Raw genomic sequence first — 15,752 nt, forward strand, 5'->3', positions numbered from 1 at the left:
TCTACTCCCCCTTAATACATAGTCATAACGACAATTCCTATAAATATTATTGCAAAACCTATAAGTTTTTTCTTTTTAAACTTATAAGTTTTCATCCCTAACAATCCAAAATGATCAACAATACATGATAATAGTAGCTGTCCAATAATGCCCAATGATAAAGTTAATGAAGCTCCTAAATTATTAAAGCAGATATTGTTAAAAGAGACTACGAATACTCCCATGGCCCCTGCACTAAACAAATATGTAGGAAGCTTTTCTTTAATCAAGAACCTTTGTTTTTTAAGTACTAGTAAAAGTACTATCGTGATTAATCCTACTATGTGTATTATAACTGTTGCTAAATACGTACCAACCTCAATGTCTAATACTCCGTTAAATGCAACCATTATAGCAATTAAAACGCCTATAAACGCTGCAGAAAATTTATACATACAATCCCTCCATCATCTTTTAATACCCCATTAATAAGTTTATCAAATAAAATAGCTTTTATAAAGTAGAGTCTAATTTTCTAACTTCTTTCACAACTAGCTTTGTATATAGCTCTATTGCACTTATATTAGAGTATATTCTATCATTTGAGTTAACTATACTTTTATATTCTATATCATCTATTAGTAATTCATGTGTTTTATTGTTAGAAATAAAGTTTATAATTCTCAAATTTTCTATAGCTTTATTAATTAATCTAAAACTATTTTTATCAAATTCATCATATTTTTCTTCCTTACAAATTTCAAAATTGATATCATAAGCTAAATGATTAATTTGCCAAAAGTGCTCTAAGATCTTCTGCATAACTTGAAGCTTTTTTCGCTTTTCTCCTGTAGATAAATACTTTGACTCACTTATCACTAATTCAATATTTGAGTGTACTAAATCTAGATCATTAAATATATATGGAAAAAGAGTTATATATTCCTTTCCTCTATTTATGCACTTATTTTTTAGCTGTGTTTTTGTATATTCTAATCCATTTAAAAGTCTAAGTTTTGCAAATTCTAGTCTTTTGTATGCTATTTCTCTATAATATATAAAAGAAAATAAATAATTATATAAAATAGCTATTATCACTCCAATGCCTAGTGCTACAATTCTAAGTTTGAATGTAAGCCATATACTGGGATTGCCTAAGGAATTTTTTTGAATATATTGAGTCATATAAATGCACGTAAATATTGCCACAGGAGAAATCATTCTCCAATTTATTTTAAGAGATAAATATAAGGTTAATCCCATGGAAATTGCAATAGTGAAAACATTTATGCCTAAAAATACTATTAAAATTGATGTACATATTGCTCCTAATGTGGATGAAATAAGTTGACTTACGCCGCTTTTAACCCCTACTATATTAATAGGCTCTAAATTGTACATAACTCCTAGTAATACGGAGATCATATCCAACCTTGCAACAATGGATATTTTTCCAACAATATATCCTGTTCCTATTGCTAAAATCGCTTTTATTATATAAAGCTTTGAGTCAAATAATATCGCTTCATTACTTAATCCAAACGCAGTAATTAATCTCCTCATACTTACCTCCAAGATCAATATTAAAACTATTATAGTTATTAATTTTCCCGTTATATTATTTTTTATCAATAAATAAACTTAGTAAAACTAACGTCTTAATTTTCTACATTTCGTCATATTGTTTATATTAAAAATATATTATTCCATTTTTCACCAATAGCATGTTATAATATAGTTGCTATAACAATTATTAAATAAAAATAAACTCAAAAGGGGGCATAAAATGAATAATAATAGCGGCATAAAACTTAGATTATATATGATGGTAGCATTCACCATAATATTAACAATTGGCATTAGTTTTTTTTCATGGACTTCGTTTAATAATTCAAACGAAAAATCTCATTCCAGACTTCATAATACTATTGACTATATTGATCTGGTTAATTCTTCACGAAAAATTGAAGTTGACTTTAAAGAACAAGTACAAGAGTGGAAAAATACTTTATTAAGAGGAAATGATCCTGCATCATTTAAAAAATACTATGATGCATTTTTGAACAAACATAAAGCTATTCAGGAAGATTTAATAACACTTAAGACAGATATGTCTTTAAAGGATTTAGACACTTCATTGATTGATAACTTATTATCCTCTCATAAAGAATTATATGATAAATATACTATAGCAATAAAAAAATACGATTCTAATAATAAGGAAAGCTTTAAGATAGTAGATGCCTTAGTAAAAGGTATCGATAGAGCCCCTACAGATGATATGGATTCATTAGTAAAGCAAATTGAAGTTACCGCAAAACTTAAAGCAGAAGATATGATAAATGAAGCTAATAAGGAGTCCCTTAATTTTAGAAAGACCTTAATCGGAATATTACTTTTTAGTATCTGTGTAATTGTGTTTTTAACTATCCTCATCTTATCTACTTATAAAGGGATTAAAAACTTCATCTCAGAACTTGAAAGAGTTATTAATAAAGCAGAACAAGGTGATCTCACTGTTGAAGGTAGGGTTTATTCCAAAGATGAATTAGGAATGCTTACCAAACAATTTAATAAGTTTTTGAGTGAAATTAGATTCTTAATTTCTAAAGCAAGGGAAACGAGTGTTGTTGTATTATCTTCTTCTCATGAAATATTGAAGTCTTCTGAAGAAACTAGTAAAGCATCTGAAGAAATTTCTGCAACTGTTACAAGTATATCAGAAGGTGCTTTAGAACAGTCAAAATTAGCTCATGAAGGCAATAATTTAGTAAAAGATGTTTCAATTAGTTTACATAGTATAGCTGATAATACTCTAAATATAAGTGATCTTGCAAATAAATCTATGAAAATCGTAAATAATGGTACTAGAATTCTTGAGTACCAAAGGAATAAAATGTCCCATAGTCAAAAGGCTTCACAAAACGTATCTGAAGTAATTTCAGAGTTATCTATTAAGTCTTCTGAAATTGGGCAAATTATAGGATTTATTAATGGAATCACAGGACAAACCAACCTATTAGCTTTAAATGCTTCGATTGAGGCTGCTAGGGCTGGCGAGGCAGGGCGTGGTTTTTCAGTAGTTGCTAATGAAGTAAAAAAACTCGCTGAATTGTCTAAGGAGTCAACTGAAAAAATTAATAACCTGATACTAGAAGTTCAAAGGGATATTGAAAAGGCTGTTATTGAGATGAACAACACTAAAATCTCAATAGATGAGCAATCATCTTCTCTTCAATCAACAGAAAATGCATTTAACGATATAAAACTTTCTGTTTCTGAAGTAGTAAATAAAATCAATGCAGTTTCTCATGAAACTCAAATTGTAAACAATAATATATTATCTGTAGAAAACTCAATAAATAATATTGAAAATCTAGTTACTGAAAGTGCCTCCTTTACAGAAGAAGCTGCATCTATAACTGAAGAACAAACGGCATCCATGGTAGAAATATCTTCTTCTATAAATGAACTTACAGAACTCTCAAAAGATCTTCAAAACACTCTAGAAAAGTTTATTGTCTAAGTGTATATATCATTAAAAGTAAAATAAGGACATTTTGATAAATGTCCTTATTTTACTTAAAATCCTACATACTATTAAATTTTCCATCTTTCATTTCAGGTCTTAATTTATTTTTGCCTAATTTTTTAGATTCATTAGAATACCCTATTTCATTAGATGTTTCCATTTTCATTTTATCTAGTTGTTTTTTAGTTTTTTGTTTTGATTTTTTATTATCTTTACTATTTTTATTACCTTTGTGTGACATAAAAACTCCTCCTTTTGTAGAGAAACATTTATATGCTGCTTACTCTATTAATTTCTCCAACAATAGATACTTTTATGTTGCATAATATAAGGAAATTGTGACGTTTTTATAAAATAAAAAAACAAGCATTTTTATTATGCTTGTTTTTTATTTTATATTAATTATTTTCCAAAGTATCTGCTTAAAAGCCCCTTAAATGCTGAGCCATGTCTAGCTTCATCTTTACACATTTCATGCACTGTGTCATGAATTGCATCTAAGTTTAATTTTTTAGCAAGTGTTGCTAAGTCTTTTTTGCCTTGGCAAGCTCCGTGCTCTGCTTCAACTCTTAACTGTAAGTTCTTTTCAGTACTAATTGTTACTACTTCTCCTAAAAGTTCAGCAAATTTTGCTGCATGTTCTGCTTCTTCAAAAGCTATTCTCTTATACGCTTCAGCGATTTCTGGGTATCCTTCTCTATCAGCCTGTCTTGACATTGCAAGATACATTCCAACTTCTGTGCATTCTCCTGTGAAGTTTGCTCTTAATCCTTCTATAACTTCTGGATCAACACCTTCTGCCACTCCTATTTTATGCTCATCTGCCCAAGCAAACTCTCCTTCAACTTTTTCTATAAACTTATCAGCTGGCACTCCACACTGTGGACACTTTTCTGGTGCTGCTTCTCCTTCATAAATATATCCACATACTGTACATACAAATTTTTTCATAATAAAAATCCTCCCTAAAATTACTTATTTTTTTATTTCTAATCCCATCTTATGGGGTTATTATCATTTTTAATTATTAATTCATTTTTGCATTCTCTTGTTTACAATTATTATTATATAATAATTACTATTAATTATCAATAGCTTTTTTAAAATAAATTTAAAATTTTTTCCTTCTTGTATAAAAATGAATTGAACTGTGATATCTTTTCAAATAATATATAAATAATATCTAGTGAGAGGAGACTAATTATGAAAAGAATTAGTGTTATAGATATAGGTTCTAATTCAATAAGACTTGTTATCGTGGATATAAATAATGAATATTTTAAAGTTATAGATGAGTTTAAAGAAACAGTGAGACTTGGTAAAGATATAAATAAAAATGGTAGCTTATGTTCTAAAAGAATGAAAAAGGCCATAGACACTTTAGGTTTTTTCAAGAAGCTTTGTGATGAATTAAGTGTTGATGAAATAATAGCTGTAGCCACTGAAGCTGTAAGGAAAGCATCTAACAGAGAAGAGTTTATACGAAATGTTTATAGGGAAACCCAAATAAATATAGAAATAATTGATGGTAATATGGAGGCTTACTATGATTTCCTAGGTGGTATAAATAGCTTAAATATTAGTGATTGTCTTATGATTGATATAGGTGGTGCAAGCACTGAACTTATAGAGGTTAGAAATAAACAAATTAAGAATTCTATAAGCTTTCCTTTTGGAGCACTAAGTCTAGCAGAAAAGTTTAAACTGTCTGGCAAGGGGTGTATGATTAACGAAAGCCATCTTAAAGATTATATTAAGGAGTTTTTTATTAAAGCTCCATGGATAAAGAATATAAGAGGTATTCCGTTAGTTGGAATTGGTGGTACTGTAAGAAATATAGCAAAAATACATAGAAGAAAAATCAAATATCCATTTGATACAATTCATAACTATCAAATGACTCCAGAACAAGTAAAGGAAATATATAATTTTGTTGTTTGCAAAACCATAAGCTCTAGAAAGAAGGTAAAAGGACTTTCTATAGATAGAATAGATATATTTCCAAATGCAGTCTCTGTTGTAAATGCTGTAATGGAATACTGTAATATTTCTGAAATATATGTAAGCTCAAAAGGCTTAAGAGATGGAATTTTGTATAGCTATATTTTAAAAGATAATTCTATATTAGACGATGTATTAGATTTCTCCTTAAGAAATATTATGATAAATTATAACGTTAATATAGTTCATGCCGAGAGAGTATTTAATATGTGTTTATCTCTATATACTCAATTAAAAAGTTTAATTAAAGCTCCAAGAGATTTTTCAAAAATACTAAAGGTTTCTTCCCTGTTGCATGATTGTGGTATTACCTTAGATTATCATAATCATCATAAACATTCTTTTTACATGATTTTAAATTCCAGTTTATATGGGCTTTGCCATAAAGACATTTTGATTTCTGCATATATTGCAGCGCTTCACAGAAAACAGGATTTTGCCTTAACTGAACCCTACCATAAAAAACTTATAAAAAGAGAAGAACTACAAATAATTGAAAAATTAGGAGTGCTTCTTCAAATATCAGAAAGTCTGGATAGAGGTTTGAATGGCAATGTAGGGCGGGCAGATGTTATTATTAATGAAAGCTCCGTAACATTAAAGCTTCACTCTAAAAATCATTCTTCCTTAGAAATTAATGAAGCCTTAATAGCTTCAGATAAATTTAAGAAGCTGTTTAAAAAGAAGCTTATTATAGTAGGTGATTAATATTTTATGACCTATCGGTCTGCGGGCTTGTCAGCTCTTTGATAAGTATTAATTTAAAGGAATTTCGCAAAAGCGAAATTCCCTCCTTCAGCAGTGGGATGAAGACATTTTTAAAGTTTCATATGTTTTAAGCTTCCGCCATTTTTAATCATTAAAATTTCTGCAAATATGCTTATAGCAATTTCATTTGGTTCATTGCCTCCAAGCTTTAGCCCTATAGGAGCATATACCCTCTCTAAGGCCTCTTTATCTACTCCTTTTTCTTTAAGCCTATTCATCATATTTATAACTTTTCCCTTACTTCCTATCATACCTATATATTTAGCCTTTGAATTAATTACACTCTCTAAAGCTATTTCATCACATAAATGTCCCCTGGTTACTATTATTATATAGGTGTTTTCATCAATGGGATATTTACTTAAGTTTTCCTTAAAATCTCCTGCAATGGTTTCTTCTACATCTTTAAATCTTTCTTTATTTGCATATTCTTCTCTATCATCAAATACTACTGTATAGTAATTTAAAAACTTACTAACTTTTGCAAGCTCCATACCTACATGTCCACCCCCAACTATTAAAAGTTTAGGTGTGGGTAAAAAGGATTTTACAAATACTTTAGTTTGTCCTCCACAATCCATTTGCAAGCCCCCCTCACCGGTTTGCAATGCATAAGTAAATTCCTTACTTGTACCCTTTTCCATACACTCTAAGGAATCTTTGATAGCTGTATATTCAAGTTTTCCTCCACCTATAGTTCCGTAAGTTGTACCATCTTCAAATACAGCCATCATTGCGTTAATTTTCCCCGGAGAGGATCCTTGAACTTCAGTTATCATTGCCAAGGAACATTTTTTATTTTCATGGACTTTCTTTAGTACTTCTTCCATTATCCTTGCTTCCATGTTAATTAACCCCCAGTTTTTTAGTTATAATATTACTTATATTATAATTATATCCTTTATTTTCTATTTCTTAAAGCAGATATTATTCTCTCTGGGGTTGCTGGAAATTCAGTTATATTTAACTTAAGAGCATTATTTATGGCATTTATAATAGCTGGAGCTATTCCATTTGTTGCAATTTCACCAACACTCTTTGCACCATAGGGGCCGTATTCATCTGGATATTCAATTAAATCCATATTTACCTTAGGCATATCTGGAGCATTTATTAAATGGTATTTACTAAAGCTGTTACTTTTAATTCTTCCATTGTTATCTATTTCTATTTCTTCTGTCAAAGCATAACCTATGCCCATTTGTGCCGCTCCTTGTATTTGCCCCTCTACAAAGGTTTTATTTATAGCTCTTCCTATATCATGTACAGCTAATATCTCATTAACTTTAGTCATTCCAGTCAAAGTATCCACTGTAATCTCTGCAAATACCGCTGCATATACCCCTGGATTTGCTGGGGAATGATAAGTGTAAGTTACAGACATATCATCACTAAACTTTTTCTCAGCTAAAACCACTATTTCTCCATAACTTAAAATCTTATCTTCATCGTTTTTATTCCATACCCTTTCATTTTTTATAACTATATCTTCTTCACTGCATTCGAGTATTTTAGTAGCATAACTTTTTATTCTTTCCTTAAGTAATTCTGAAACTTTTTTAGCTGCTCCTCCATTTACATAGGTGACCCTACTTGCTTGGGTTCCTGCTGAATCATAAGGAGTTACAAAAGTATCTCCCTCCAGTGCTGTTACTTTTTCAATATCCATATCTAAGGTTTCCGCTACTATTTGCCTCATAACAGTTACAGTTCCACATCCTAAGTCATGTACTGTTTCCTTCAAAAGTACACTTCCATCAGTATCCATTTGTATTGTAGCTGTAGTAAAATCTGGGTATGCTCCATAATATCCATTTCCATGGGTAACACAAGCCATTCCAACTCCTGTGGCATATCTTCCATCAAAATGTGTGTTACTCCATCTTTTCTTCCAGTTAAACTTTTCTACCCCTCTACTTACACAATCAACTACTCTAGCGTTACCTAAATCCACTCCCTTAGCTAAATCTTTATCATAGGGATGTACTAGATTTTTAAGTCTGAATTCTGTAGGATCCATGTTTAATTTCCTCGCTGTATTATCTATATTTATTTCAGTAATAGCATGTATTTGAGGTGCTCCATATCCTCTGCAGGCTCCTCCTATAGGGGTGTTTGTATAAACTACGTGTGCTGTGTATTTTTGATTTTCTATTCTATAAAGCCTAGATAGTTTTTTACCCATAGACATACAAAGTGCATCTCCATTTGTAAAATATGCTCCAGTATCTACTATCACTTCAATTTCTCTTCCTAAAATATCTCCATCCTTTGTCACAGCAGTTTTCACATTTCCTATAACATTATGTCTTGTTCTGCTGCCTACTATAGTTTGATTTCTATCCATTTGAATTTTAATAGGTCTTTTTAAGTCTAAAGCTACATAGGCACATATTGGTTCTACTATAGGATGAGTTTTTCCACCAAAGGAACCTCCCATAGGTGACTTTATTACCCTTATCTTTCTTTTAGGTATATTAAGTGCATCAGACACTACAAGCTGGCTTTGAAAAACCTCCTGGCATGGAGAATAAATTATTATATTATTAAATTCATCTATTTTAGCTATTGCCAAATGAGTTTCCATAGCTGCATGATGTATTTTAGGTGTAATTATAGTGTCCTCAATTATTAAATCAGCTTTTTCAAAAGCTCTTCTGCTATCTCCATATTCGATTTCCTTATCCATTACATGATTATTATTTTCTTCATGAATTTTAAAGGAATTTTTATTAAGAGCTTCCCTAGGGTCTACAACTACAGGAAGTCTCTCATATTCCACTTTTATGAGCTTAACTGCTCTTTCAGCAGTTAGATTATCTTTAGCAACTACAAGCGCTACTCTATCTCCCACAAATCTTACTTCACTATCAAACATCAACTCGTCTTTTATTGTTTCTAAAGCTTCATACCATCTATGTGAATTATAATAATTTTTAGGCGTATTTTTATGTGTGTATATCTTTACAACCCCAGGCAGCTTTTCCGCTTCATCTGTATCTATACTTTTTATTATTGCATGAGCTACATCACTTAATAAAAGTTTTCCATAAAGCATACCTTCAAGTTTCATATCACTTACATATTTCAGTTTCCCTGTCACCTTTTCATTTACATCATGTACTGGAACATAGTTTCCTATATATCTAAATTCCTCTGCCATATTATCACCATCCCGTTATTCAAATATATTTCTAAAGACGTTCTCGGCAAGTCCCCTTATTGCTTCTCTTTTATAAGGTCTCGATTGTCTTGTAGGTATAGACAGGTCTACTTGTTTTTGAAGAACATTTTTAAATTCTTCTAAAAGATTATTTGTAAAAGCTCTGCCTTCTAATAATTCCTCAGCTATTTTAGACCTGAAAGCCTTAGGCCCTAATGACCCTATTGATACTTTTACATCTTTAATTTTATCCTCATATTTCAATGATACTGAAATACTTAATTTTGAAATTGTTACAGTACTTCTGCTTCCTATCTTTGCAAATGAAGTTTTATATTCTTTATATTTTAAAGGAACTAATATTTCAGTAATAATTTCTCCAAGTTTTAAATTATTCTTTTCTAATCCTATTACTACATCATCCAGTTCCCTAATATTCTCTTGTCCAAATTTATTTATGGTTTTCACTTTAGCATCCAATGATAAAAGTGCTGGGATGGAATCTGCTGCAGGAGATGCATTCGCTATATTTCCAGCTATAGTTGCAGTATTCCTTATTTGGGTAGAGCCAACTTTTTCTGCAGATTCCTTTAAACATTTGAAGTATTTATTTGTTATAGGACTATATTCTATTTCTAAAAAAGTAGTATTTGCACCTATCTTTAAAAAATTATCTTCTTCTTTTATATATTTAAGTTCTTCTATCCCCGAAACATCTATTATGTTAATATTGTATAGTCCTTTTTCTCTCATCTTTATAATAAAATCTGTACCCCCAGCTATAAAGTAAGTATTATCATCTATGTTTTTAAGTAAAGATTTAAGCTCTTTTAAGTTCTTTGGAGTTTCTGCTTTCATAGTCATAATTTTACCTCCCATAAATCTTTATTATTTTTCTACAGTAATGGCATCTATAACTGCTTCAATTATTTTGGTATATCCTGTACATCTGCATAAGTTTCCTTCTATAGCTCTTTTTATATCTTCAGATGTAGGATTTGGATTTTTCATAAGAAGAGCCTTACAGGACATGAGCATTCCTGGTGTGCAGAATCCACATTGTACTGCTCCTTTTTTTATAAAGGACTTTTGCAACTGATCAAGTTCTCCATCCTTCTCTAAGTATTCTATAGTAAGTATTTCTTTATCTCTTGCTTGTATCCCAAGCACCATACAAGAATTTACTGCTTTACCGTTCATTATAACTGTACAAGCACCACATTCTCCTTCACTACATCCCTCTTTTGTGCCTGTGAGTTCTAAATCTTCTCTTAATATATCAAGTAGCCTTTTAGCTGGATCTATATCTAATTTATAATTAATTCCATTTACTTTTAAGTTTATTAGCATTTCTTTTCAGCTCCTTCATATTCATTCTTTAAATTAATGTTATCATTTAAAAGTCTAAAAAAAGTCATAAAATCACTTCATATTTGTATTTTTAGTAAAAGGCGATGTTTATAATATTAAAACATCGCCTTTTATTTAGACTTTACCTACATCGGCCCAAAATTTATAGCTACTGCTCCAACAAGTATTATTGCAGTTGTAATCCATATCAATGCCATAAATGGCATTATAAATTTAAACCACTTATTAAATGGAACTTTTGTATATGCCAAGAATGCTATTAATCCACCTACCGTAGGATAGCATAAATTTGATAATCCATCTCCAAATTGGAAGGCTAAAATAGCTATTTGTCTATTAAGATGTATTAAATCTGCAACAGGAAGCATTATAGGTAATGTTACAACTGCCTGACCACTTCCTGAAGGTACAAAGAAATTTATTATTGTTTGAATTATAAACATCCCTATTGCATTTACTGTTGGTGACATACCACTTAATAGCGAAGCTAAACCGTGAACTATAGTATCTGATATATGTCCCTGTTCCATTATAACTTGAATTGACCTTGCTAATCCTACAGCCATTGCTCCAACAAATATAGCTCTTCCACCTTCTAAAATTTCGCTAGCTATTTTATTAGCATTATATCCTGCAACTATTCCTCCAATTATAGCTCCTATAATATACACCGCTGACATTTCAGTCATTCCCCATTTCCACTGTATAGAGCCATATACTATAATTCCTATAGTTGCAGCAAAAATTAATAATACTATCTTATGTCTTGATGTAAGTTTTATTTTTTCATCCTTTTGACCTGCACTTAAATGTCCTAAATCCATCCCGTATACTATACTTTTTGTTGGATCCTTTTTTATTTTAGATGCATATCTTACGATAAACAAAATAGCCACTGCCATAAATACTATAAATACTATCAACCTATAACCTAATCCAGAAAACATAGGTAGCTGTGCCAAGCTTTGACCTATACCTGTAGTCCAAGGATTAGTACATCCTGCTGACCATCCCATTACAATCGATACAAGGGCAATGTATATTCCAACCAAAACATCATACCCAAGTTCTAATGATATAGCTACACACAAAGGTGCAAATGGTATGGCTGCCTCAAGCATTCCTGGAAATGCCCCAAGACAACCAAAGAATATCATTATAGCTACTAAAACTACTGAACCTTTTTCCTCACCCATGGCTTGCCTTAGTTTGAATAATGATGCTTTTATAGCACCTGTTCCATCAAATACCCTGATAGCTCCCCCTATTATTAGAATCATTATAATTAACTGAGAAGCTGCTTGAATTCCTAATGGAATAGCCTTGAAAAAGTTGAAAAAACTTATTGGAGTTTGATTTATATATTTAAAGCTACTTGCATCTACTATAGTTTTTCCATTTACCGTTATTCTCTTAAATTCACCAGCTGGAACTAAATAAGTCATAACAGCTACTATAGCTACCAAAATGAATAGCACAACAAATCCATCTGGCATTTGAAACTTTCTCTTAACTGGCATCTTATTTTCCTTTAACATTTAATATTCCTCCCCAAAAATATATTTAGTTAGATATTATTAATGTCAGCCTAAAATACATACTTTTTACTTTAGTACTTTATTGAGAAACTTTCGATATATTTGCATCCATGTTTATCTAATTATTTTTGTTCATTTCTTCCCTTACTCTATTTAAAATCTCATTTGATTTTATAAGTTCATAGGCTTTCCTTATATCTTCTGTTAGATTTCTATCCTTATCATAAAATGGAATAACTTCTCTTATAGTTTCATATGCAACTTTGGTACCTCTTCCTTGATGAATGTCATTTCTTAAGTCAATTGCTTGAGCTGCATGAAGCATTTCTATTCCTAATATATATCTTAAATTATCAACAATTTTTCTAGTCTTTTGTACCACATATGGTGAGTTATTAGCATGATCTTCTATATCCCCTGCAACAGAAAAGAAGTCACTAGTTGATGGATTTGATAAATGTCTTATCTCAGCATCTAATGATGTAAATGCCTTTTGTATGGTTCCATAGCATATTACATTATCTGCTGGAGATAAAAATCTTGGAAGCTTTGTAAAATCAGGAGTACTTAATTTAATAGTTCTATAACAGCTGACTTTTGACAAGTGGCTTAATGCAATTCCTAACATTTCAAAACCAAGTACCCAAGTAGTTGGTTCAAAATTTGAACAAGATATCATTCTTCTTTCATCTAATATTACACAAGGATTATCATCTGATGAATTCATTTGTATCGTTAAATATTTTGTTACGTATTCAAGCGCATCTCTTACAGATCCATGCACATGTGCGGAGCCTCTAAAGCTTAGAGGATCTTGTACTGGCTTTTTCCAATCTGGTTCCCAAATATAACTACCCTCAAGATATTTTGTTATTTTTTCTGCACTATATCTTTGTCCTGGAAATGGTCTAGCTTCATGAGTTTTAGGATCAAGTGGTGAAGTATTTCCATTAAGCCCTTCAAGAGATAATGAATATACTATATCTGCAATGTCCAGTAAATCCTCTACATCTTTTACTACTAATGCACCTTCTCCTGCTGCTAGGGCATTTGAACTTACAATTGCAAGTCCATCTTTAGGCCCTAATGTTACAGAATTTAGCCCTGCTCTTTCTAGTGCTTCCTTTGCTGGCATTTTAACTCCATTATAGTAGGCATTTCCTTCACCAAGCATTGTAAGCCCTATATGGGATAAACATGCTATATCTGCTTCTCCTACGGATCCTCTTTCTGGCATAACTGGTGTCACAGTTCTATTTAGCATTTCTCCATACATGAAAGCCACTTCTGGCTGAATTCCCGTACAACCACAAAGCAAGGTATTAAGCCTTGTAAGCATTACTGCCCTAACTTCTTCAATACTTGCCTCAGGCTCTACTGCTACACAATGAGCACGTATTAAATTTGTGTTGTACTCTTGGAAGAAGTCCTTGAACACTCTTTTATCCTTGTTCCAGCCCACCCCTGTATTAAATCCATATACCGGAATATTGCTGTCTGCTAGCTCAAATACAAGCTTTCTTGACTGGAGCAACTTATTTTTTCCTTCTTCACTTATCTCTACTTTGTAACCTTCCCTTGCAACCTTACTAAGATCATCTATAGTTAAATCTTTACCATTCAACACTATTGTCTTTTCCCTCATAGTTAAAACTCTCCCTTCAATCTTTTAATACAGCCCAGGGTCATTACCTCTTTTATAAAATAAAGTATTAGTTAAAAGTCGGCCTTAGCCGACTTTTAACTAAATCATTTATTGTTTATCTACTACAATGTTTCTCCATTAGATTTTGATTCTAATACAATTTCTTCTACTTGAGCAGTTTCAGGATGACAAACTACATCATACTTCTCACTTTTAACTATTATTCTAACTGTACAATAAGCCATAATTAACATCAAAAATAGTATTGGAAATCCTGCAACTGTTGATATTTGCTTTGTGGCATCTATTCCTGTTATTTTTCCTCCACCTGTACATAGAATGTTTATTATAGCCATAGAAGCCATTGCGATCCCCCAGTATATCTTAAGTGATCCTGGTGCTTCTTGGTTCTCGTCATTGTATGCAGTACTTGTTAAAGATGCAACTGTTGAAGTCATAGAATCACAAAGTGTTACTATTGAAATAAATATAGTTATTACAAAAATCCAAGAAATAACCTTAGAAAGTGGATAATGGCTTAAGAACGCAAATACTGAGGCTTCTAGTCCACCCTTTTGTATAGCTTCCCATAATCCACCACCAGTTAATTGAACATTTATTGCAGCTCCTCCAAATACAGCAAACCAAACTATACCAAATATTGCAGGACAAACTAGGTTTACAATTACAAATTCTCTTATAGTTCTTCCTTTACATAGCGAAGCAAAGAACATTCCTTCCATTGGAGCATATGCAAGCCATATTGCCCAATAGTATATAGGCCACCATCTTGGCCATTCTGAACCTTCAATGGGACTTAAGTAATGAGTTCTTGTAAAGTAATTTTGAATAAAATCCCCTACTCCTTGTGTTCCCATTTTTAATATAAATGTAGTTGGTCCAACAACTAATATAAATACCATTAAGAATAGATATATTTTTGAGTTTTTATCTGATAACCATCTTATACCCTTTGTAAGGCCTGTCCAGCTACAGAATATATATGCTACTACTAAAAGTGCTAACAATATAACCCATAGAGTTTTTCCTGTTTGTATACCTGTAAGTACATTAAGCCCACTTCCCATTTGCATAGCTCCAACTCCAAGTACTGCTGCTACGGCACCTACCATTGCAAACATACAAATATTATCTACTACTGCTCCTACAGTTCCATAAACCTTTTTCCCAAAAATAGGGTAAAGCAATGAACTTATTTGATATGGAAGTTTCATATTGTGCACACAAAAAGCTATACCTAAACCTGCTATTGCATACATGGCATATGGAATAAACGTCCAGTGAATAAATGATGTGGTCATAGCGAAATTTGCAGCAGCTTCACTTCCTGGTTTTAGTCCCAATTCCTTTGGAGGGTTCATAAAGTGAGTTATTGGTTCTGCAATTCCCCAAAAGCATATTCCAGTAGCTATACCTGCGCAAAGTGTTATTGCAAACCAATCCCAATACTTAAGCGTGGGTTTTGCATCAGGTCCTCCAAATTTTATATCGCCATACTTAGAAAACATAAAAAAAATACAAATAAACAAAAATAAGTTACCAGATATTTGGAACAACCATCCGAAATCTTCAAACGCAAACTGAACTATTTTATTTTGTGCATTATAAAATTGCTCTGGTGCCACTACCCCTGTAATAATTGCAATTAAAAGTATTACGCTCATCGGTATAAATATAGACCATCTAATATGAGCTTTGACCTTTGATTTTTCCATGCCCTTTTCCCCCTTACAT

The 15,752-nt window shown here is 31.5% G+C and carries 13 protein-coding genes; 2 read left to right on the forward strand and 11 right to left on the reverse strand.

All coding sequences use genetic code 11. The annotated features are described in order from the left end of the window. Positions 1 to 11: 11 nt before the first annotated feature. Entirely contained in the window at positions 12 to 434 is a 423-nt protein-coding gene (locus BSD9I1_RS16580; RefSeq protein WP_186431270.1) for a DMT family transporter, read from the reverse strand. Positions 435 to 492: 58 nt separating this feature from the next. Next, complete coding sequence (locus BSD9I1_RS16585) at positions 493 to 1,542, reverse strand: hypothetical protein (protein WP_186431271.1); 1,050 nt, start codon at positions 1,540 to 1,542, stop codon at positions 493 to 495. A 223-nt stretch (positions 1,543 to 1,765) separates the two neighbouring features. On the opposite strand from BSD9I1_RS16585, the gene BSD9I1_RS16590 reads away from it, so the two are divergent. Next, a complete protein-coding gene (locus BSD9I1_RS16590; RefSeq protein ID WP_186431272.1) occupies positions 1,766 to 3,505 on the forward strand; it encodes a methyl-accepting chemotaxis protein in 1,740 nt (579 codons plus the stop codon). A 64-nt stretch (positions 3,506 to 3,569) separates the two neighbouring features. On the opposite strand, the gene BSD9I1_RS16595 is transcribed toward BSD9I1_RS16590, so the two are convergent. Together BSD9I1_RS16595 and BSD9I1_RS16600 are read right to left on the reverse strand one after the other, a co-directional pair. Further along, the gene (locus BSD9I1_RS16595; protein ID WP_035311151.1) at positions 3,570 to 3,752 is read right to left on the reverse strand and encodes a small, acid-soluble spore protein, alpha/beta type; all 183 of its coding nucleotides are present in this window, start codon (positions 3,750 to 3,752) and stop codon (positions 3,570 to 3,572) included. A gap of 161 nt (positions 3,753 to 3,913) precedes the next feature. Continuing rightward, entirely contained in the window at positions 3,914 to 4,462 is a 549-nt protein-coding gene (locus BSD9I1_RS16600; RefSeq protein ID WP_186431273.1) for an NADH peroxidase, read from the reverse strand. A gap of 252 nt (positions 4,463 to 4,714) precedes the next feature. Between BSD9I1_RS16600 and ppx the strand changes: the two genes are divergently transcribed. Then, entirely contained in the window at positions 4,715 to 6,220 is a 1,506-nt protein-coding gene (gene ppx / locus BSD9I1_RS16605) for an exopolyphosphatase (RefSeq protein WP_186431274.1), read from the forward strand. Positions 6,221 to 6,330: 110 nt separating this feature from the next. On the opposite strand, the gene BSD9I1_RS16610 is transcribed toward ppx, so the two are convergent. From BSD9I1_RS16610 to BSD9I1_RS16640, 7 genes are all read right to left on the reverse strand, one after another. Beyond that, positions 6,331 to 7,125: an XdhC family protein gene (locus tag BSD9I1_RS16610; RefSeq protein ID WP_186431275.1), complete on the reverse strand. Its 795-nt coding sequence runs from the start codon at positions 7,123 to 7,125 to the stop codon at positions 6,331 to 6,333. A 56-nt stretch (positions 7,126 to 7,181) separates the two neighbouring features. Then, positions 7,182 to 9,443, reverse strand: a complete 2,262-nt coding sequence (locus tag BSD9I1_RS16615) for a xanthine dehydrogenase family protein molybdopterin-binding subunit (RefSeq protein WP_186431276.1) — start codon at positions 9,441 to 9,443, stop codon at positions 7,182 to 7,184. 15 nt (positions 9,444 to 9,458) lie between these two features. Continuing rightward, positions 9,459 to 10,307: a xanthine dehydrogenase family protein subunit M gene (locus BSD9I1_RS16620; protein ID WP_186431277.1), complete on the reverse strand. Its 849-nt coding sequence runs from the start codon at positions 10,305 to 10,307 to the stop codon at positions 9,459 to 9,461. Positions 10,308 to 10,331: 24 nt separating this feature from the next. After that, entirely contained in the window at positions 10,332 to 10,793 is a 462-nt protein-coding gene (locus BSD9I1_RS16625) for a (2Fe-2S)-binding protein (RefSeq protein WP_186431278.1), read from the reverse strand. A gap of 146 nt (positions 10,794 to 10,939) precedes the next feature. Further along, positions 10,940 to 12,352, reverse strand: a complete 1,413-nt coding sequence (locus tag BSD9I1_RS16630; RefSeq protein ID WP_186431279.1) for a YfcC family protein — start codon at positions 12,350 to 12,352, stop codon at positions 10,940 to 10,942. Between the two features lie 118 nt (positions 12,353 to 12,470). Continuing rightward, positions 12,471 to 13,997: a histidine ammonia-lyase gene (gene hutH, locus BSD9I1_RS16635; protein ID WP_186431280.1), complete on the reverse strand. Its 1,527-nt coding sequence runs from the start codon at positions 13,995 to 13,997 to the stop codon at positions 12,471 to 12,473. A gap of 122 nt (positions 13,998 to 14,119) precedes the next feature. Next, positions 14,120 to 15,733, reverse strand: a complete 1,614-nt coding sequence (locus BSD9I1_RS16640) for a BCCT family transporter (protein ID WP_186431281.1) — start codon at positions 15,731 to 15,733, stop codon at positions 14,120 to 14,122. Between the last annotated feature and the right edge of the window lie 19 nt (positions 15,734 to 15,752).

Source organism: Clostridium sp. BSD9I1 (assembly GCF_900185645.1).
GTDB lineage: Bacteria > Bacillota > Clostridia > Clostridiales > Clostridiaceae > Clostridium_AK.